The 19,273-nt window shown below is 63.4% G+C and carries 12 protein-coding genes; 4 read left to right on the top strand and 8 right to left on the bottom strand.

The window, feature by feature from the left end; translation table 11 throughout:
- Nucleotides 1-126 precede the first annotated feature (126 nt).
- The 3 genes from choV to L2I41_RS02750 all read right to left on the bottom strand — a co-directional run bounded on the left by choV (nucleotide 127) and on the right by L2I41_RS02750 (nucleotide 3,132).
- Entirely contained in the window at nucleotides 127-1,218 is a 1,092-nt protein-coding gene (choV, locus tag L2I41_RS02740; RefSeq protein WP_237151978.1) for a choline ABC transporter ATP-binding protein, read from the bottom strand.
- Between the two features lie 10 nt (nucleotides 1,219-1,228).
- Complete coding sequence (choW, locus tag L2I41_RS02745; protein ID WP_237151979.1) at nucleotides 1,229-2,059, bottom strand: choline ABC transporter permease subunit; 831 nt, start codon at nucleotides 2,057-2,059, stop codon at nucleotides 1,229-1,231.
- A gap of 131 nt (nucleotides 2,060-2,190) precedes the next feature.
- Nucleotides 2,191-3,132 (bottom strand): choline ABC transporter substrate-binding protein, encoded by a 942-nt coding sequence (locus L2I41_RS02750; protein ID WP_237151980.1) that lies wholly within the window; start codon nucleotides 3,130-3,132, stop codon nucleotides 2,191-2,193.
- Between the two features lie 414 nt (nucleotides 3,133-3,546).
- Between L2I41_RS02750 and betI the strand changes: the two genes are divergently transcribed.
- The 3 genes from betI to L2I41_RS02765 all read left to right on the top strand — a co-directional run bounded on the left by betI (nucleotide 3,547) and on the right by L2I41_RS02765 (nucleotide 7,969).
- Nucleotides 3,547-4,134 (top strand): transcriptional regulator BetI, encoded by a 588-nt coding sequence (gene betI, locus L2I41_RS02755; RefSeq protein WP_237151981.1) that lies wholly within the window; start codon nucleotides 3,547-3,549, stop codon nucleotides 4,132-4,134.
- A complete protein-coding gene (gene betA, locus L2I41_RS02760) occupies nucleotides 4,124-5,782 on the top strand; it encodes a choline dehydrogenase (protein WP_237151982.1) in 1,659 nt (552 codons plus the stop codon). The genes betI and betA overlap by 11 nt, the downstream gene beginning before the upstream one ends.
- Nucleotides 5,783-5,926: 144 nt before the next feature.
- On the top strand, nucleotides 5,927-7,969 hold the full coding sequence (locus L2I41_RS02765; protein ID WP_237151983.1) for an Ig-like domain-containing protein: 2,043 nt from the start codon (nucleotides 5,927-5,929) through the stop codon (nucleotides 7,967-7,969).
- A gap of 107 nt (nucleotides 7,970-8,076) precedes the next feature.
- On the opposite strand, the gene L2I41_RS02770 is transcribed toward L2I41_RS02765, so the two are convergent.
- The 4 genes from L2I41_RS02770 to recD2 all read right to left on the bottom strand — a co-directional run bounded on the left by L2I41_RS02770 (nucleotide 8,077) and on the right by recD2 (nucleotide 16,794).
- Nucleotides 8,077-9,756 (bottom strand): methyl-accepting chemotaxis protein, encoded by a 1,680-nt coding sequence (locus L2I41_RS02770; protein WP_237151984.1) that lies wholly within the window; start codon nucleotides 9,754-9,756, stop codon nucleotides 8,077-8,079.
- 597 nt (nucleotides 9,757-10,353) lie between these two features.
- Entirely contained in the window at nucleotides 10,354-12,567 is a 2,214-nt protein-coding gene (glgB, locus tag L2I41_RS02775; protein ID WP_237151985.1) for a 1,4-alpha-glucan branching protein GlgB, read from the bottom strand.
- Nucleotides 12,568-12,690: 123 nt separating this feature from the next.
- Nucleotides 12,691-14,433, bottom strand: coding sequence for a glycoside hydrolase family protein (locus L2I41_RS02780; RefSeq protein ID WP_237151986.1), 1,743 nt, complete (start codon nucleotides 14,431-14,433; stop codon nucleotides 12,691-12,693).
- 174 nt (nucleotides 14,434-14,607) lie between these two features.
- Nucleotides 14,608-16,794 (bottom strand): SF1B family DNA helicase RecD2, encoded by a 2,187-nt coding sequence (recD2, locus tag L2I41_RS02785; RefSeq protein WP_237151987.1) that lies wholly within the window; start codon nucleotides 16,792-16,794, stop codon nucleotides 14,608-14,610.
- Nucleotides 16,795-16,917: 123 nt separating this feature from the next.
- On the opposite strand from recD2, the gene L2I41_RS02790 reads away from it, so the two are divergent.
- Nucleotides 16,918-18,501 carry an OpgD/OpgG family glucan biosynthesis protein gene (locus tag L2I41_RS02790; RefSeq protein ID WP_237151988.1) on the top strand — a complete coding sequence of 528 codons (1,584 nt, stop codon included), beginning with the start codon at nucleotides 16,918-16,920 and terminating at the stop codon, nucleotides 18,499-18,501.
- Nucleotides 18,502-18,556: 55 nt separating this feature from the next.
- On the opposite strand, the gene L2I41_RS02795 is transcribed toward L2I41_RS02790, so the two are convergent.
- The gene (locus tag L2I41_RS02795; protein ID WP_237151989.1) at nucleotides 18,557-18,757 is read right to left on the bottom strand and encodes a DUF2735 domain-containing protein; all 201 of its coding nucleotides are present in this window, start codon (nucleotides 18,755-18,757) and stop codon (nucleotides 18,557-18,559) included.
- Nucleotides 18,758-19,273: the final 516 nt, after the last annotated feature.

The raw sequence follows: 19,273 nt of genomic DNA on the forward strand, positions 1-19,273 counted from the left end.
CGCCCAAAGGTCAATTGCTTTGGCTTGCAGGAAGAGAGGAGTGGCACTGCGGTGGCTCACCCCTCTCCCTGTCCCTCCCCCGCAAGGGGGGAGGGACAGGGAGCGGGGTATACCCCGCTCCCACCCTCACGACGGCTTGCGCAGGATCGCCTTCATGATGGCTTCCGGGCTGATGGTGCCGACCACCTTGCCGTCGTCTTCCACCAGGATCGGAGCCCCCGACGCCACCGAGGCAGCCATGACCGACTTGACGGGATAGTCGGCGGGAACGACGCAGGACTGGCCCTTGACTGGCGTGCCTTCCGGCAGGCGGATGGCGCCGTCGGCCACCGCATAGCCGGGGCCGGCCTCCATCATGTCGGACGCGCGCAGCACATTGAGCGGGTTCATGTGCGCCACGAACTCGGCCACATAGGGCGTTGCCGGGTTGAGCATGATCTCCTGCGCGGTGCCCACCTGCACCACACGGCCGGCGGCCATGATGACGATGCGGTTGCCGATCTTCATGGCCTCGTCGAGATCGTGGCTGACGAAGAGGATGGTGCGCTTGAGCGAGCGCTGGAACTCCAGGAGCTCGTCCTGCAGCTTGTCGCGGATCAGGGGATCGAGCGCGGAGAAGGGCTCGTCCATCAGCAGGATCGGCGCATGCGTGGCGAAGGCGCGGGCGAGGCCCACACGCTGCTGCATGCCGCCCGAAAGCTGGTGCACCTTCTTGCCGGCCCAGTTGGTGAGATGCACGAGGTCGAGCTGGGCGGCGACGCGCTTGTCGATCTCCGCCTTGTCGACACCGGCGAGTTCGAGCCCGAGCGCCACGTTGTCGGCGACGGTGCGCCAGGGCAGCAGGCCGAACTGCTGGAACACCATGGCGACACGCGAGCGGCGGATGCGGCGCAGCGTGGCGGCGTCGCACTTGGAGACGTCGACCTCGGTCTCGCCGTCGCGCACCCAGACATTGCCGCGCGCCACCTTGTTGAGGCCGTTGACGGCGCGCACCAGCGTGGACTTGCCCGAACCGGACAGGCCCATCAGCACGACGATCTCGCCTTCCTTCACCTCGAAGGAGGCTTTCATGACGCCGACGATCTGGCCGGTTTCGGCATTGATCTCGGCGACAGGCCTGTCCTGGTCGATCAGCGGAAAGGCCACGGAGGGCTGCTTGCCGAAGACGATGTCCACATTTTCAAAGCGGACGGCATTGGGAGCGGAAGCAAGAGACATGGACAATCCCTCAGTCGTCGACGCGGCAGATGCGGTCCAGCATGATGGCGAGCAGAACGATCGCCAGGCCGGAAGTGAAGCCCATGCCGATGTTCACGGAGTTGAGCGCGCGCACCACGGGGACACCGAGACCGGCGGCACCGACGAGCGCGGCGATCACCACCATCGACAGCGAGAGCATGATGGTCTGGGTGAGGCCGGCGAGGATCTGCGGCATGGCGTAGGGGATCTCGACCTTGATCAGCCGCTGCCAGGGCGTGGCACCGAAGCTCTCGGCCGCTTCCACCAGCGCCGTCGGCGTCGAGGCGACGCCGAGATGGGTGAGGCGGATCGAGGCGGGCAGGGCGAAGATCACCGTGGAGATGAGGCCGGGCACCATGCCGAGGCCGAACAGTACCAGCGCCGGGATCAGGTAGACGAAGGTGGGGATCGTCTGCATCAGGTCGAGGATCGGCCGCATGGCCGTCATCAGCCAGGGGCGGCGGGCGGCGGCGATGCCGAGCGGCACGCCGATCACCATGCACACCGACGCGGAGGCCAGCACCAGCGCCAGCGTCTGGGTGGTTTCCTTCCAGTAGCCCTGGTTCAGGATGTAGAGGAAGCCGAGCACCACGAAGATCACGAGCGGGATCGAACGCTTGAGATAATAGGCAAGGCCGGCAACGATGGCGACGAGCACCAGCGGTGGGGGTGCCTGCAGCAGGAAGAGAATGGCCTGCACGCCGGCTTCGAGCACGAAGGAAATGGCGTCGAACACGGGGCTGGCATTGGTGGTCAGCCAGTCAACAGCCACCTTGGCCAACTGGCCGACAGGAAGCTTGGTCTCTGTCAGGAATTCCATGGAAATGCCGCCTCCGGGTCATCTCATGCGGGAGCGTATGCGGGCGCAAAGGCGCCGGGACGAGAGGTCCGCGCGGCGCGGGGTGTCCGGCGCCCGCGAGGGCCGGCGCCGGAGAATGTCGTCGGTAGCGATCAGAGGCCGAGCTTGGCGGTCACTGCGTCAACGGCATCGCCGCCGTCGAAGGTGGTGACGCCTTCGAGCCAGGGGGCGATCACGTCGGCATGGGCCTTGAGCCATTCGCTGGCCGCCGCCTTGGGCTCTTCGCCGCCGTCGAGGATCTTGCCCATCATCTCGTTTTCCATCGCAAGGGTGAACTTGAGATTGGAGACGAACTTGCCGGCATTCGGGCATTCGCCCACATAGCCCTTGCGCACGTTGGTATAGATGGTGGCGCCGCCGTAGTTCGGGCCAAACACATCGTCACCGCCGGTCAGATAGGCCATCTGGAAGTTGGCGTTCATCGGATGGGGTTCCCAGCCGAGGAAAACGATCGGCTTCTGGTCCTTCACCGAACGGGCGACTTCGGCCAGCATGCCCTGCTCGGAGCTTTCGACGAGCTCGAAGCCCGTGAGGCCGAAGGAGCCCTTGGAGATCATGTCGAGGATCAGGCGGTTGCCGTCGTTGCCCGGTTCGATGCCGTAGATCTTGCCCTCGAGCTTGTCCTTGAACTTGGCGATGTCGGCGAAGTCCTTGAGGCCGGCGTCATAGGTGTACTTGGGAACGGCCAGCGTATACTTGGCGCCTTCGAGATTGGCGCCGAGGGTCTCGACGGTGCCCTTGTCGGCATAGGGCTTGATGTCGGCGGCCATGGACGGCATCCAGTTGCCCAGGAAGACGTCGATGTCCTTGTTCTCGAGCGAAGTGAAGGTGACCGGCACGGAGAGCAGCTGCACGCTGGGCTCGTAACCGAGCGCTTCGAGGATCACCGAAGCGGTCGCCGTCGTGGCGGTGATGTCCGTCCAGCCGACATCGGAGAAACGGACGGCCTTGCAGCTCTCCGCGTCGCCTGCCAGCGCAGGCACGGCGCCGGCGACGAAAGCGGCGAGACTGGCACCCAGAATCCAGGACTTCATGCTGCTACTCCCTTGTTGCAGATCCCCTGCCAGGAACATCCCCCTCGGACGTCCCGCATGAAACGACCCCTGTCGGTCAGGGCCGCGATTCAATACGCATTCGGCCTTGTGGCCAATGCCTAAATTGCCGCGACAAACAAAAATCACGACATCCCTGCTGTCCGCAGTCCGTCGACGCCTCTTGCCAGGGTGTTCGATCGCTACGGCTTTTTCCTTAAGTGTTATCCAATCATTGCTCCCTTGCGGGCGCAAGTTTTTCTTGATTGACGGATCAATCAAAAATACGCTTTTCGCTCGAAAACAGCCGATTTGTCGCTTTTCTTCAAAGTTGGCGCCGGTTTGCCCCCGCGCGCCACCGCCTCATTTGGCGGCATGGATGGGAAAGAGGCGCTGTCGGGCCTACGGAGAACCACGATGCCCAAGACCGGAATGCAGCCTCGCCGCAGACGGGATCTGATCGAAGCGGCGATCGAAGCGATCCACGACCGCGGCATGAGCGGCGTGACGGTCGGCGACATCGCACGCCGGGCCGGTGTCTCCTCGGCGCTGGCGCATCACTATTTCGGCTCGAAGGACGACCTGTTGCTCGCCACCATGCGGCACCTGCTCGACGATCTCGGCGCCGAGATGCGCCGCTCGCTGTCGGCAGCCATCGGTCCGCGCGAACGTCTGTCGGCGCTGGTCGCCGGCAACTTCGGACCTGAACAGTTCCGACCGGCCGTCATCTCGGCCTGGCTCGCCTTCTACATGCAGGCCCAGCATGACGCAGAAGCGGCGCGTCTGCTCAAGGTCTATCTGCGCCGCCTCGAATCCAACCTCGTCCACGCCCTCCTCGAACTGATGCCAGCCCCGGTGGCGCGCCAGACTGCGCGCGGTGTCGCCTCCATGATCGACGGTCTGTGGCTGCGCGCCGCGCTTCCGGCGGTGTCGATCACGGCCGGGGACGCCATCGAACTCATCGAAAACTACATCTCCGAAATGGTGAACCGCTATGTCGCTTGAAGCTGATTTCGTCATCGTTGGTTCCGGCTCGGCCGGCAGCGCCATGGCTTCGCGTCTCAGCGAGGACGGCAAGCACACGGTTCTCGTCCTCGAGTTCGGCGGCACCGACGCCGGCCCGCTGATCCAGATGCCGTCGGCGCTCAGCTACCCCATGAACATGGACCTCTACGACTGGCGCCTGAAGGCCGAGCCGGAAGCCGCCCTCGGCGGCCGAGCGCTGGTGACGCCGCGCGGCAAGGTGGTCGGCGGATCCTCCTCGATCAACGGCATGGTCTATGTGCGCGGCCACGCCCGCGACTTCGACACCTGGGCCGACATGGGCGCCACCGGCTGGAGCTATGCGGACGTGCTGCCCTATTTCAAGCGCATGGAGCATAGCCACGGCGGCCAGGCCGGCTGGCGCGGCACCGACGGGCCGCTGCATGTGACGCGCGGCAATCGCAAGAATCCGCTCTACAACGCCTTCATCGAATCCGGCCGCGCCGCCGGCTTCGGGGTGACGGAAGACTATAACGGTCAGCGCCAGGAAGGCTTCGGCCCGATGGAAATGACCATCTGGAAGGGCCGCCGCTGGTCGACCGCCAATGCCTATCTGAAGCCGGCGCTGAAGCGGCAGAACCTCAAGCTGCAGACGCGGACACTGGCCCGCAAGGTGGTGTTCGAGGGCAGCCGCGCGGTCGGCGTGGAAGTGGAACGCGGTGGCAAGGTGGAAGTGATCCGCGCGCGCCGTGAGGTGATCATCGCCGCCTCCTCGCTCAACTCGCCCAAGCTGCTGCTGCTCTCGGGCATCGGACCTGCCGCCGAACTCGGGGCGCTCGGAATCCCGCTGGTGGCGGATCGGCCGGGTGTCGGCAAGAACCTGCAGGACCATCTCGAAGTCTACGTGCAGCAGGAAGCCAGCCAGCCGATCACGCTGAACGGCAAGCTGGGGCTGTTCTCCAAGGGGCTGATCGGCCTGGAATGGCTGCTGTTCAAGTCGGGCCTGGGCGCGACCAACCATTTCGAAGCCTGCGCCTTTGTCCGTTCCAAGGCCGGCGTCGACTATCCGGACATCCAGTTTCACTTCCTGCCCGCCGCCATCCGCTATGACGGCAAGGCGCCGGCCGGCGTGCATGGCTTCCAGGCCCATGTGGGGCCGATGCGTTCGAAGTCGCGCGGCGAGGTGACGCTGCGTTCGACCGATCCGCGCGAGGCGCCGCGCATCCGCTTCAATTACATGAGCCATGAAAGCGATTGGGCCGACTTCCGCACGGCCGTCCGCCTGACCCGCGAGATCTTCGGCCAGAAGCCCTTCGATCCCTATCGCGGCAAGGAGATCCAGCCGGGCGCCGACGTTGAGACCGACGACGAGCTGAACGCCTTCCTGCGCGATCACGTGGAGAGCGCCTACCACCCCTGCGGCACCTGCCGCATGGGCCGAGCCGACGATCCCATGGCGGTGGTCGATCCGCAAGGTCGCGTCATCGGCGTCGACGGCCTGCGTGTCGCCGACAGCTCGATCTTCCCGCAGGTGACCAACGGCAACCTGAACGGCCCCTCGATCATGGTCGGCGAGAAGATGTCCGATCACATCCTGGGCAAGACGCCGCTCCCCAAGCTCAACAGCGAGCCCTGGATCCATCCGGACTGGCAGAACCGCCAGCGGTGAGAGAGGCTGTCCGAACTATCTGATTTGAAGCCGGTTGAGCGGGAAGGGTCTCCACAAAAAAGCGGAGTTTACCATCTTCCTTAGGCTGCCCTTATGACTCCATCTGCAATCCTGCGTAAGGATTTTTGCTTTGATGGGGGCATCATGCGCGTGTTTTTGATCAGCGTATTGCGGGTCTGCTGGGCGGCACTTGCGCTGGCCATGCTGGCCGGAACGGCGTCGGCCACAACCGGCACCATGACGCTGACGGCCAGCAAGACTTCAGTCACTGAAGGCGGCAGTGTCGACTTCACCCTGTCGGTCACCGATGGCGACCCGATGCCGGATCAGCCGACCTACATCATGTACGTGAATGACAACACCGATCTTTACGGTGACTTCACGTCCAACCCCATGACCGTCAGCCGCGCCTTCGACAAGGCAGGCACCTATCATGTGATGGTCTGGGTGAACACGGCGGCGAGCAAATATTGGTACAGCAACGTTGTCGATATAACCGTCCAGAAGCCGGTTTTCGACACCACGACTTCGCTGACGGCGACGCCTGCGGTTGTGATGCCAGGAAGCAATGTCACCCTGAAGGCAAGTGTGACGGCCTCGGACAGGACGGTGTCCGGCGGCACGGTGACCTTCAAGGATGGGGCGGTGACAATGGGTACAGCCAACGTTGCCGCCGGCAAGGCGCAACTGATCAAAAACAACCTCGCCGTGGGAAGCCGTTCCATCACTGCCGTTTACAACGGGCTGAGCAACGGCACAGGGGACAATTTCAACCCATCGACATCGTCGTCGGTGACGGTGAAAGTTGGGGCGAGCGGCTCCATCAGCCTTTTGACCAGCTCCGATCATCTGAAGCCGGGCGACCCGATCAAGCTGACAGCTACGGCGCTGGACGGGAGCGGCAAGCCGATCACGACGCTTCGCGGGCAGGTGGCCACATTCAAGATGGGGACGACCACGCTCGGTACAGCGACGCTCGGCAACAATGGTGCTGCCAAACTGACAACCACGGGGCTGGCTTTCGGCACGCAAAGCATCACTGCAACCTTGTCGGCCTTGTCGTCGCCGGTCTCAAAGCCGCGAACGGTGCAGGTGGATTATTTTGGCGACCCGCAGACTCTGATATCCGGTGCAAGCACAGACTACTCTGCAGGCAAGGCTGCCGTAGCGTCTTTGTTTGGCGGGGGTAACGTCATTGTCAGCCAAGATCCGATGAATCATGGTGCGATCGATTTCTTCAAATCGAGAAAAAGGACCAATATAATCATTTTAGGCAGCGCTTTTGAAGTTGGCGGCATTTGGGTTGGTCCCGGCGTCTACGATGGCAAAGGTGCTTCTGAGTATCAGGGGTTCATAAGGTTCATCAATAAAGATGACAGAAGTACATTAAATATGACGTTTATTTATACGGAGGGAGCGGGTCTTAAAATGACAGGGGTAAACAACCCCCCTGACGAGCATATGTCGGCCCCTGTTGCGTTGCAAATTTCAAATAGTAGCATAAAATTTGTGTCTACCGATAATAAAGGTAATTTTGACTATGACACTTGCAACTCAAAATGTTCTAGTACGCAGGTCAAGAACTCCATTGTTCTGAATGCTGATATAGCTTCAAAGCGTCTTCCTGGTGGCAAGCTGGCTGTCATCTTCCCGACCACTGTTTCCGCAAAATGCACGTTGAGCTACACACTCGACAATATCACTTTCAAGACACGTCAGGCGAACACAGGCGCCTGCAATTTCGCAGTGCCGCCTTTCATTGTCGCCATGGGCGGCAACAAATTTGGCATTGCCTGGGCCAACGGTGCCGGAGCCAACAAGCCGGTAGCCTTGCAGCTTGCGACTTTCGACGAGAATGGCTCCTTCGTGAAGCAATTTGGTGGCTTTGCGACGTTGCCGACGAACCTCAAGGGCGTGGATCTGCAGCTGATCGACCAACAGCACTATGCCCTGACCTGGAGTTCTGTAGTGAAGAACAAGCAGGTTGTGAGCATGGCCTTGTACGACACGAAGGGCGAGCAGGTGGGGACCACTTTGCAGCTGGCTGACTCGGCCTACTATCCGAAGTTCACGCCCAGCTATGGGGCCAACCAGGCCCCAACAAAGCAGGGCTATCTTGTGAGCGAGGTCTACAAGTCCAGTGACAAGACCTGGAACCTCGTCAGCTATCCCTGGCAACTTCCCTGATCCGTGAACTGCCCGCGTTTCTCCTGGGCGCCCGAATGTGCAAGGGCCCGCCGGTCACCTTGACCGGCGGGCCCTTGCCATTCAGGACAATCCGCGGTCGTTCAGTCCTATGCCGCCCGCAGCGAGGTCACGAAGGTCTGGACTTCGCGCTGCAACTGGGCGGACTGCGAGGTCAGGCCCTCGGACAGGCGCATGAGTTCAGTCGAGGCCGTGCCGGTCATTTCCGCGGCGCTGCCGACGCCGGAGATGTTGGCGGTGACGTCGGAGGTGCCGGTGGCGGCCCGTTGCGTGTTCTGGGCGATCTCGTTGGTGGCCACGCCCTGCTGCTCGACGGCGCCGGCGATGGCCTGCGACGACTCCTGGATCGAGACGATGGTCTTGGTGATCAAGGACATCGAGTCCACCGTGGTGTGGGTGGCGTTCTGGATTTCGCCGATCTTGCGACCGATCTCCTCGGTGGCCTTGGCCGTCTGATTGGCCAGTTCCTTCACCTCGGCGGCGACAACCGCAAAGCCGCGACCGGCTTCACCGGCGCGCGCCGCCTCGATGGTGGCGTTGAGCGCCAGCAGATTGGTCTGGGCCGCGATGTTGTTGATGAGGTCGACCACTTCCCCGATCTGGTTGGCGGCCAGCGCAAGGCTCTGGATGTTGTGCGCGCTCTGTTCGGCGGCGGTGGCCGCTTCCTGGGCGATGCGGTTGGAGGCAGTGACCTGGTTGGCGATCTCGCGGATCGACGCGGCCAGTTCCTCGGTGCCGGCGGCGACGGTCTGCACGTTGGAGGCGGCTTCCTCGGCAGCGCCCGTCACGGCCTGGGCCTGACGCGAGGTTTCCTCGGCGGTGGCGGACAGGCCGCGCGCCGATTCGGCCACATCGCCGGACGACTTGGCAAAGCCCGAGGCAAGGTCTTCCATGCGGCCAACGAATTTCTCGGCGAGCGCGGCGCGTGCCTGGGTCGCTGCGGAGATCTTCTCGCGCGCCGCATCTTCTTCGATCCGGCGTTTCTGCGCACCGGAAAGCTCTTCGCGGAACATTTCGAGCGCGCCGGCCATGGCGCCGATCTCGTCATTGCGCTCCTTGTGCGCGATCTGGACGTTGTAGTCGCCGGACTGCATGCGCTGCATGGCGTCGATGCTCTGCCGCATCGGCACGGCAAAGCGCTTGTTGAGCACGAAGGCCGCGCCAAGGCCGACGACGAGCCCGGCGATGATGGTGAAGATCACGGCGATCGTGATGGTGGATTGCGCTTCCGCCATGGCCTCCGCGCGCGTGGTCAGCAAGGAGGCTTCCGCTTCCTTGAAATCCTTGATGACACTGCGGATCGCGTCGAAGCGCTTCTTGCCGAGGCCCTGACGCTCGACGTCGCGGGCCTGTTCCTGCGTGGCCGCATTGCCCATGAGATCGATGGCGTGATGGGACACCTCATCCTGCCAGCCCTGGACTTCGGTGGCGAGGGTGGCAAGGCGGGCTTGTTGGGCGGGGTTGTCGGAGGTCAGCGACTTGGCCTTGTCGAGCGCTTCCTTGAATTCGGTTTCGCCATTCTTGAGGGGGTCGAGATTGGCGGTGTTGCCGGTGACCATATAGCCTCTGAGACCGGTCTCCTGGTTCACCATCGTGGCAAGGATGCGGTCTGCCTCGGTCATCACCTGGTAGGTATGTACGGTCCAGTTGACATTCTGCTCGACGGTTGTGTTGGCCGTCTCAATGAAGATGCCCGTGGCCAGCCCGGTTGCGATGATCGCTCCGAATGCCGTCAGCAACTGGCCGCGTAGTTGTAGTCCCTTCGCCATGCAAACCCCCATGCCCAAGCGAAATTAAACGAAGATCCGACATCGGTCGTGCGATGGTATTGATTGAAGAGGACACAAGGTCACCGGCGCAGAGGCCGCGTGATGTAGTCCAACCAGCTTCCTGTCCTGCCTTCAGCCTTTGGTTTCAGACCGTGCCTTCGGGGCACCGGCAAACTTCAGGTCAGACACAACAGGGACGACGCGGTGTATGGATGCAACAATATGCATATATAGGTTAATAAGGCGTTTAACTTGTTGGGTTGGCTGTTCCCTTTGGCCTCAAAAAGCCAAAAAACGCGGCGCTGGGAGGCTCGACATAGTATTTTGTGGTTCTTTGTGCTGCAGATCAATCAAGGATAGCCGCAGAAAAACCTAAGCAAACAGGTGCATCGATCATATGAAGTGTTCGAAAATCAAGACGGCTGGGGTTTCTCAATAGAAAGACCTGCGGTTCATCTTAATTGAGCGTGCAATATTTTTCATGAACAGCAGCGCGATGCCGCAAGAGCGGCAGCTGCGACCCGACCGCAACAGGGCGCGCGTCCCGTCAAGACGGGCGCGCGTGCCATGTCCGATCGGAGTCTTGCCCCGAAGACGTCAGGCGCCGATCTCGGTCGGCGACACCCACTTCATCACCACGATCGACAGCGGCGGAAGCGTGAGTTCGAGCGATTGCGCCATGCCATGGCTCTTCTTTGCCTTGGCCTTCTGCTGGCCCTTGTTGCCGGTGTTCGAGCCGCCGTAGATCTCTGCGTCCGAATTCAGCACTTCCTGCCAGGTGCCCGCGCGCGGCACGCCGACGCGATAGCCCTCGCGGGGCACGGGCGTGAAGTTGCACAGCACGAGACAGGGCGCGTCGGCCTCGAAGCCCCAGCGGATGAAGGCGAAGGTGGAGTGTTCCGCGTCGTCGGCCACGACCCACTGGAAGCCGCCGGGCTCGTGGTCGCGCGCATGCAGCGCGGGTTCGGCGCGGTAGAGCGTGTTCATGTCGCGCACGAAGCGCTGCACGCCCCGGTTCTCGACCCGGCTTTCCAGCCAGAGATCGATGGAGCCGTCGTGGTTCCATTCGCGGCCTTGGCCGATCTCGCCGCCCATGAACAGCAGCTTCTTGCCCGGGTGGGTCCACATGAAGCCGTAGTAGGCGCGCAGGTTGGCGAACTTCTGCCATTCGTCGCCGGGCATGCGGCCGAGGATGGAGCGCTTGCCGTGCACCACTTCGTCATGGCTGAGCGGCAGCACGAAATGCTCGGAATAGGCATACATCATCGCGAAGGTCATCTGGTTGTGATGATACTGGCGATGGATGGGCTCGAAGCCCACGTAAGCCAGGCTGTCGTGCATCCAGCCCATGTTCCATTTGTAGGTAAAGCCGAGCCCGCCCTCGCTGAGAGGGGCCGAAACACCCGGCCAGGCCGTGGACTCCTCGGCGATCATCAACGCGTCGGGAACTTCCGTGGCGATGATGCCGTTGAGATGCTTGAGGAAGGCGACCGCCTCCAGATTCTCCCGACCACCGAACTTGTTGGGGATCCATTCGCCTTGCTTGCGGCTGTAGTCGCGGTAAAGCATGGAGGCGACGGCATCGACGCGCAGCCCGTCGATATGGAAGCGCTTCAGCCATTCGAGCGCGGAAGCGACCAGGAAGCCGACCACTTCGGTGCGCCCGAAGTTGTAGATCAGCGTGTTCCAGTCCTGGTGGAAGCCCTCGCGCGGGTCCTGGTGCTCGTAGAGCGCCGTGCCGTCGAAACGCGAGAGGCCGTGGCTGTCGGTGGGGAAATGCGCCGGCACCCAGTCGAGCAGCACGCCGATGCCCGCCTGGTGGCAGGTGTCGATGAAGCGGGCGAAATCGGCCGGGCTGCCATAGCGGGCCGTCGGCGCGAACAGGCCGAGCGGCTGGTAGCCCCAGGAGCCGCCGAAGGGGTGCTCCATGATCGGCAGCAGCTCGATATGGGTGAAGCCCATGTGCTTCACATAGGCGACCAGATGCTCGGCCAGGAAGGCCCAGGTCACCGGCTGGCCCTGAGGCCGCTGCCAGGAGCCCGGATGCAGCTCGTAGATGCTCATGGGCGCCGTGCGGCTCTGGATCGCCGGACGGTTCTTCATCCACTCCTGGTCATGCCAGGTGAAGGGGGTGGGATCGGTGACGATCGACGCCGTCGCAGGGGCGAGCTCATACTGCCGGGCCACGGGATCGGCCTTGTCGGGCAAAAGGCCCCCGTCGGCGCCGATCAGTTCGAACTTGTAGGCCTCGCCGATGGCAAGGCGCGGCACGAACAACTCCCAGACCCCGCATTCGCGCCTCAGCCGCATGGGGTGGCGTCGGCCGTCCCAGCTGTTGAAGTTGCCGATCACCGAGACGCGCCGGGCATTGGGCGCCCAGACGGCAAAGCGCACGCCGGGGATGCCGTTCACCTCGGTGCGGAGCGCACCCAGCGTGTCGGCCAGAGCCCGGTGTTGACCTTCGGCCAGCAGATAGACGTCCATCTCGCCGAGCAGCAGCGGGAAGGCGTAAGGGTCTTCGGCTTCATGCAGGCTGGTCGGCCACTGAACGCGCAACTTGTAGCGGCCGGGGTTGCCCTTGACCATGCCGATCCACAGGCCGGCTTCCACATGGGCCAGCTCGCAGAGCACCTTGCCGTCCTCGCCGACGGCGGTTACCGAGAGCGCATTGGGCTTGAAGGCGCGGATGGCAGTGCGGGCGCCGGAGACCGGATGCGGCCCGAGAACGGCGAAGGGATCACCATGCGTCCCCTGGGCCAGAGCCGAAATTGCGCCGTCGAGCACGCCCTCGCGCAAGCCGAGATCCACCATTGCCGCCTCCCAAACCGCTTTTATTTCTGTCAGGTTAGCCGGATTGTCGCATGAGGGCAAATGGCTTTGTCGGCCATGTCCAGGAAATGCACGCGCAGGCAGTCAATAGCCCGACAGCGGTCGTCAATGTACGAATACCGGCGACGGTCCGACGACCACCTGGGTGCCGGTGAGTGCCTTCGAGCTGCCCTGGACATCGGTCACCGTTGTCGCGCGCCAGTCCTGCGGCACGTGTCTGGTCATGGACCCAGCCGTGGACCAGAGAACATGGGTGACCTGCCGGCCTCGCGCCAGGGTCACGTGCACCAGTGAGCCGGTCTCCGAGGCTGCCGTCATCGTTGCGCCGCTCATTGTCCGCATGACAAAGGCGTAGGCCTTGCCGGCGGCAACCAGTGTCTTGTGGTCGGCTGCGGTAAAGACGATGCGGTTGTTGTTGTCCCATGTGTAATAGTGGAAGCGAGAAAGCCCCCAGAGCCAGTTGAGGAGCATGCTGCGAGCCACGTAAGCGCTCGCGGTGCCGCTATCCATGAGGTCAACGGGTAGGACGCCGTCGTACCAGCCCTGTTCGGTGTTCCAGATCGGCAGCCGGGTGAGACCGTGCGAAGCCATCGCAGCGCGCACCAGCGTCGCCGAGCGTCGCATGTCTTCGGGCCGATCCACATAGAAATGGTAGCCGATTACGTCGACAAGCGATCCGCCGCCGGCGTCGAGGAACTGGGTCAAGCCCGACAGGCCTTCCACGCCGTTATACGAGGGGGAAACGATCCGGGCTTGCGGATCGATCGAACGGATGGTCTGCCGGGCGATCGCAGTAAGGGCAACCATGCGTCTGAGGTCGCCGCAGAAGAATTCGGCATAATTGGGCTCGTTCCAGATTTCCCAATAGCGGATCTTGCCCTTGTAGCGGCTTGCCAGGGCCTGAATCCAGGCGCGCCAGACCGAGTCCGATTTCGGCAAGGCGCATTGCCCCGGACCATATGGCGACGGTGCGTCGGGGCGCGCCGAGGCCCAGCGCGGGGTTCTGCCGCCGAGGGTGTAGATCACGTCCGCTCCATGCGCTGTCGCAGACGCAACACGCTGATCCAGACCGGACCAGTGAAAGACACCCTCTGCCGGACTGACGTCCGCCCATTGGGCGCCGACGCCGCTGCCGTCGCTGGAGCGGTCGCCGTCCCAGATCCGGATGCTGCCGAAATGAGGCGCGCTCGCCGGCCAAGGCGTATCCAGGTAGTTGAAATGGGTGCCGAAATAGCGGCTGGGCACCGGCTGGCTTGGCGGCTTCGGGAGGAGCGGCGCCGTGCCGGCGCCTACGACCTGGACATCATCAAAGGAAAAGGTGCCCCGATCGTTCGAGAACAGGACAAGGCTCGTGGAGCCCTTCGACGCGAGGGCAGGAAAGGTGAAGGCCCGCCAGGCTGCTGTCGCGGTCACCTCGACCTGGCCGTAGACCGCATAAGGCGAATCGGTCTGGCGGATTTGCACGGTGACGGTCTGGTGCGACGACGATCGCAGCCACAGGCGAACCTGCATCAGCTGCCGGGTTGTCGTTGGGCGCGGCAGGGTCTGGATCAGTTGCGCCCCGGCGCCGGAAAGCAGCGTCACGGACTGCGCCGCGGCGCCTCCATGCCGGGAGCGGGTGTCGAGCGCGTATCGGACATGAGGGGATGGGGTCATCCAGCAACTGTTGTCGTTCCATCCGACGGCCAGCTTGCCCGTGACATATGGACAGCTGCTCACCGCAAGCGCGGGCGTTTCAACGCCGCCATTGACGGTCAGGTTCGTGACGGCAGCCGATGGCGAAATCCCGGACGAAAAGATGCAAAGAGCGCAGACAACAACAAGGCAGATATCAAACAGGCGAAACATCCAGGATCGCTCCAAGCGGACGGTGCGTCAGCAAGGTGGGGCGTGTGCCGCTTGCTTGCGATTGCGGCTCTCTGGCCTGACGGGGCTGATTTTGACCGATGAGACGTCTGTTCGCAACATGGCGTCAGCCGCATCGGCATTTTTCCCGCAACAAAACTGGCCGCAAACGGGGCTTCACGGTTCCGACAGCATGGCCTTGAGCCGCGTCCAGCGCCGGCGGATGCGGGCGTCGGAAATTGCCATTTCCAGCGCCGAGGGTTCGGCCACCAGCACCACCAGCTGCCGGCCGCGCGTGGCGGCCGTGTAGAGGAGGTTCCGTGCGAGCATGATCGAATGTTCGCGCACCAGCGGAATGACGACGGCCGGATACTCCGAGCCCTGCGACTTGTGGATGGTGATGGCATAGGCGCGCGTCAGCGCTTCGAGATCCTCAAGGCCATATTTGACGTCGCGTCCGTCGAAGGAAACCACCACCTCGTCTTCACGCGTGCGGACACGCTTGAGGATGCCGAGATCGCCGTTGAACACGTCGCGATCATAGTCGTTCTCGATCTGCATGATCTTGTCGCCGACCGCATAGGTCTGGCCGAAGCGCTCGACCTGATCGATCGGGGCGCCGTTGAGCAGGCGCGCCAGCTGGTCGTTGAGATTGCGCGCGCCGACCACACCCTTCTGCATCGGCGTGATCACCTGCACGTCGCGCATGGCGTCGAGGCCGAAACGGCGGGGAATGCGGGTGCCGACCACTTCCAGGATCTTGGCGAGCGCGTCGTCCGAGCCGCGCGCTTCGACCACGTAGAAATCGGCCAGTTCGCCGGGCGGTGGCGGCTCGGGCAATTCCCCGTGATTGATGCGATGCGCGTTGACGATGATCCGGCTTTCCTCGGCCTGCCGGAAGATCTCGGTAAGGCGGGCGACTGCAACCGCGCCCGAAGAGATGACGTCGCGCAGCACCTGGCCGGGGCCGACGGAGGGCAACTGGTCGACGTCGCCGACCAGAATCAGGGCGGCGTTGAGCGGGATCGCCTCGACCAGCGCCGCCATCAGCGGCACGTCGACCATGGACGCCTCGTCGATGACGATCACGTCGGCCTCCAGCGGTTCCGAAGGGCCGCGCCGGAAGCCGCCTGTGGAGGGGTCGATTTCCAGAAGGCGATGAATGGTCTTGGCTTCGCGCCGGGCCTGCTCGGCCATGCGCCGCGACGCGCGCCCGGTGGGGGCGGCGAGCGCGACGGTGAGCTTCGAGCCGGCGATGGTGGCCAGCAGCGCTTCGAGAAGCGTGGTCTTGCCCACGCCGGGGCCGCCGGTGATCACCGACACCTTGGCCTCGGCGACAACAGCCAGCGCATCGCGCTGCGAGGCCGACAGCTGCTTGGCGCTCGACGCTTCGAAGCGGGCGATGGCCCCCTCCACATCCACCTTGCCCCAGGGCGGGCGCCCCGTGGAGAGCGCCTTGAGGCGGACGGCAACCGAGCGCTCGAAGCGCGTGAGACGTCGGGCGGCGAGGCAGGCGGTGCCGTCGATCTCCACTTCCTCGATGTCGCCATGGCGGATGGCCTCGCCCAGGGCGTCTTCGACGGCCATGTCGTCGACGGCGAGCAGGCGCGCCGTGCGGTCGATGATCGCGCCGCGCGGCACGGCGGTGTGACCATCGTCGGCCGCATTCTCGAGCGCATAGGTGATGCCGGCGCGCAGACGCTCCGGGGCGGACTTGCCGATGCCGAACCGGGCGGCGATCTCGTCGGCGCCCTCAAAGCCGATGCCGCGCACCTCGCGGGCGAGGCGATAGGGATCTTCCTCCACCAGCTTCACCGCGTCCGGACCGAAGTGCTTCCAGATCGACACGGCGCGCGCGGTGGAAATGCCCTTGTCCTGAAAGGCGATCATCACGTCCTTGACCGCCTTGCGCTCGCGATAGCTCTCGGCAATGCGCGCCGCGGTCTGCTTGCCGAGGCCGGGCACGGTGACGAGCCGCATGGGCTCGTTCTCGATGATCTCCAGCGCCTTGGCGCCGAGCACCTGCACGATGCGTTCGGCCATGGCCGGGCCGACGCCGGCGATCAGGCCCGAGCCGAGAAAGCGCAGCACCGCGTCCTTGCCGGAGGGCTCGTGGGTGGTGATGGTTTCAGCCCGGAACTGCAGGCCGTGGACCTTGTCGGTGGCCCACTGCCCCTCGGCCTCGACCTTCTCGCCCGCCGACACGGTGGGCACATGGCCGACGAGCGCGACCGGGTCCTTGCGACCGCGCACGCGCACGCGCAGCACGGCAAAGCCGTTGTCGGCGTTGTGAAACGTCACGCGCTCCACGGTGCCGGTCAATCGGTCGAAAAGCCGCCCTTCTGATGCAGAATCATCGTTCATTGAGCCCTTTATGGCGCGTGACGCCCCTGTTCGTCGAGCCTTGTTCGCGGTATGTATGCGCCGCCCGCCGTTCGATGCCCAAGCTGTCGGCGCCCGGCGGGACGCATTGGAGAGAACTTGTTCATGTCGTCCACGTTGACCCGCCGCGAAATGCTCGGCCTGCTCGCGAGCCTTGGCCTTCTACCCCAGCTTTCCGTCGAAGAGGCGCTTGCCGCCGCCGACAAGACCCGCCTCGGCAAGGCGACGGAGTTTTCCTTCGCAAAGCTGATGGCCGCTGCCAAGGATCGTGCCTCCAAGCCCTACGTGCCTGAAGTGCCCCGCGCCGCCGACACGCTTGAGAAGATCGATTACGACCAGCATTGGAAGATCCACTTCAAGGAAGATCACACGGTGCAGGCCGCCGGTGGCAAGGCGCCGCTGCGCTTCTTCCACCTCGGGCGCTATTTCAAGCTGCCGGTGGGCATTTTCCTGGTGGACGGTGAAAAGGCGCGCGAAGTGCTCTATTCGCCCGACTATTTCGAGATCCCCAAGGATAACCCTGCCAACGGTCTGCCCGATGACATCGGCTTTGCCGGCTTCCGCGTGATGGAGCCGGGCGTCGAGCGCGACTGGCTCGCCTTCCTCGGCGCCGCCTATTTCCGCTCGTCGGGGGCGCTGGACCAGTATGGCCTTTCGGCGCGTGCGGTTGCCATCGACGTCGCCATGCCGACGCCGGAAGAATTCCCGCGCTTCACCAACTTCTATTTCGGTCCGTCCAAGACCGGTCTTTTCACCATCTATGCCGACCTCGAGGGGCCGCGCGTGTCCGGCGCCGTGCGCTGGGACATCTCGCGTGGCGGCGACGTCACCGGCAAGCAGGTGGTGATGGACATGGCGGTGCGCTTCTATCCGCGCGAGAACATCGCCCGCTTCGGCGTTGCGGCGCTGACCTCCATGTTCTGGTATGACGAGACCAACCGCCAGAAGGCGCCGGACTGGCGTCCGGAGATCCACGATTCCGACGGCCTGGGCATCTGGACTGGCGCCGGCGAGCGCCTGTGGCGTCCGCTCAACAACCCGCAGAACGTGATGACGTCGACCTTCGTCGACAACAACGTCAAGGGCTTCGGCCTGTGCCAGCGCGATCGCAGCTTCGAGAACTACCAGGACGACGGCGTCTTCTACGAGAAGCGCTCGACCGTCTGGGTGGAGCCGACCGGTGAATGGGGTGCGGGCGCGGTTCAGCTCGTGGAGATCCCGACCGACGACGAGATCCACGACAATATCGTCGCCTACTGGATCCCGAAGGAGCCTGCCAACAAGGGGACGGAGATCGCCTTCGACTATCGCCTGACCTGGGCCGGCGACGAGCCGCATGTGCCGACCGTCGGACGCGTCTACTCGACCCGCCTGGGCTTCGGTGGCGTGCCGGGGCAGGAGCGTCCCAAGGGCGTGGTCAAGTATGTGATCGACTTTGACGGTGGCGAGCTGGCCAAATACGGCCAGAAGGACGGCGTCGAGGCCGTGGTCAGTGCGTCGGCTGGGACGGTTTCAGGCGTCTACACGCTGCCGGTCGTCGGCACCACGCGCTGGCGCGCCGTGTTCGACTTCAAGGCTGCTGGCCCCGAGCCGGTGGACATGCGCTTGTTCCTGAAGACCAAGGACAAGACTCTGACCGAGACCTGGCTCTATCAGCATCACAACGAGACCTTCGTCTGGCCGAAGTGATGTCATGAAAATCGCGGGGTGGCCGGCAGCATGGCCGGCCACCCCGCGCATGTCTTCAATGGGGGCGGCGCGGGTCGCGCGATACGTCGTTGCCCTCGATCGCTTCCGTGTGATACCAGCACGGATCGATGGCGTCGCAAACGGCGAAGGATTGGGCTTGGGGCGTGAAGCGCTGAACCTGATCGTGAGCGGCAAAGCGCCCGCGAGCCGGAAATGCGATGATCTCGGCGCTGGTGCGGGAGTTGATGCTGGCCATGTCTTTCCTACCCCGGCTCGGCCGTGAACTGGAAAGGCCAGTCCCGCCTTGCCGTAATTTTGAGTGCAAGAATTCATTGCCGCATCCACTGAAGATGCGAGCTCTTTGAACTGCGACTCTTTTTTGTCCGCAAGCACTTATGCGGTTTTTACAAGATAAGAATGGTCACACTCCATGCAAGTTGGCTAGTGACAAAATTAGCAATTGCATAACATTTGATCACTAAATCTGCTGCCTAATTGTGCATCTATGCCGATTGTCCGGCAATCTACCAATCCTTAACCATTCAATAACGGGTCAATCTGCCTAATTTGCGGGCAGGTATGCAGCCGGCTGACTTTTTGTCCTCATGGCCAGGGTGTCCGGATTTCGCGGAAAACCGGGAATGTCCGGCTCATTTCCGCCATTTGCCGCGGTCTCGGCTCGCCGGCTGATGGCACTTGGCACGCATCCTGCAAAAGAGGAACCGCTTCGCAGGTCCCGGAGCGCGCTCTGGCCACCGGAACCGTTCGAGTT

Origin of the sequence: Oryzibacter oryziterrae, assembly GCF_021864535.1 — a bacterium.
GTDB lineage: Bacteria > Pseudomonadota > Alphaproteobacteria > Rhizobiales > Pleomorphomonadaceae > Pleomorphomonas > Pleomorphomonas oryziterrae.

What these genes read in the sequence shown, in the direction of transcription:
- L2I41_RS02770 (WP_237151984.1), bottom strand. Translation starts at nt 9,756, where the DNA reads ATGGCGAAGGGACTACAACTACGCGGCCAGTTGCTGACGGCATTCGGA.
- betI (WP_237151981.1), top strand. Translation starts at nt 3,547, where the DNA reads ATGCCCAAGACCGGAATGCAGCCTCGCCGCAGACGGGATCTGATCGAA.
- L2I41_RS02790 (WP_237151988.1), top strand. Translation starts at nt 16,918, where the DNA reads ATGTCGTCCACGTTGACCCGCCGCGAAATGCTCGGCCTGCTCGCGAGC.
- choW (WP_237151979.1), bottom strand. Translation starts at nt 2,059, where the DNA reads ATGGAATTCCTGACAGAGACCAAGCTTCCTGTCGGCCAGTTGGCCAAG.
- glgB (WP_237151985.1), bottom strand. Translation starts at nt 12,567, where the DNA reads ATGGTGGATCTCGGCTTGCGCGAGGGCGTGCTCGACGGCGCAATTTCG.
- L2I41_RS02750 (WP_237151980.1), bottom strand. Translation starts at nt 3,132, where the DNA reads ATGAAGTCCTGGATTCTGGGTGCCAGTCTCGCCGCTTTCGTCGCCGGC.
- recD2 (WP_237151987.1), bottom strand. Translation starts at nt 16,794, where the DNA reads ATGAACGATGATTCTGCATCAGAAGGGCGGCTTTTCGACCGATTGACC.
- L2I41_RS02765 (WP_237151983.1), top strand. Translation starts at nt 5,927, where the DNA reads ATGCGCGTGTTTTTGATCAGCGTATTGCGGGTCTGCTGGGCGGCACTT.
- L2I41_RS02780 (WP_237151986.1), bottom strand. Translation starts at nt 14,433, where the DNA reads ATGTTTCGCCTGTTTGATATCTGCCTTGTTGTTGTCTGCGCTCTTTGC.
- choV (WP_237151978.1), bottom strand. Translation starts at nt 1,218, where the DNA reads ATGTCTCTTGCTTCCGCTCCCAATGCCGTCCGCTTTGAAAATGTGGAC.
- betA (WP_237151982.1), top strand. Translation starts at nt 4,124, where the DNA reads ATGTCGCTTGAAGCTGATTTCGTCATCGTTGGTTCCGGCTCGGCCGGC.
- L2I41_RS02795 (WP_237151989.1), bottom strand. Translation starts at nt 18,757, where the DNA reads ATGGCCAGCATCAACTCCCGCACCAGCGCCGAGATCATCGCATTTCCG.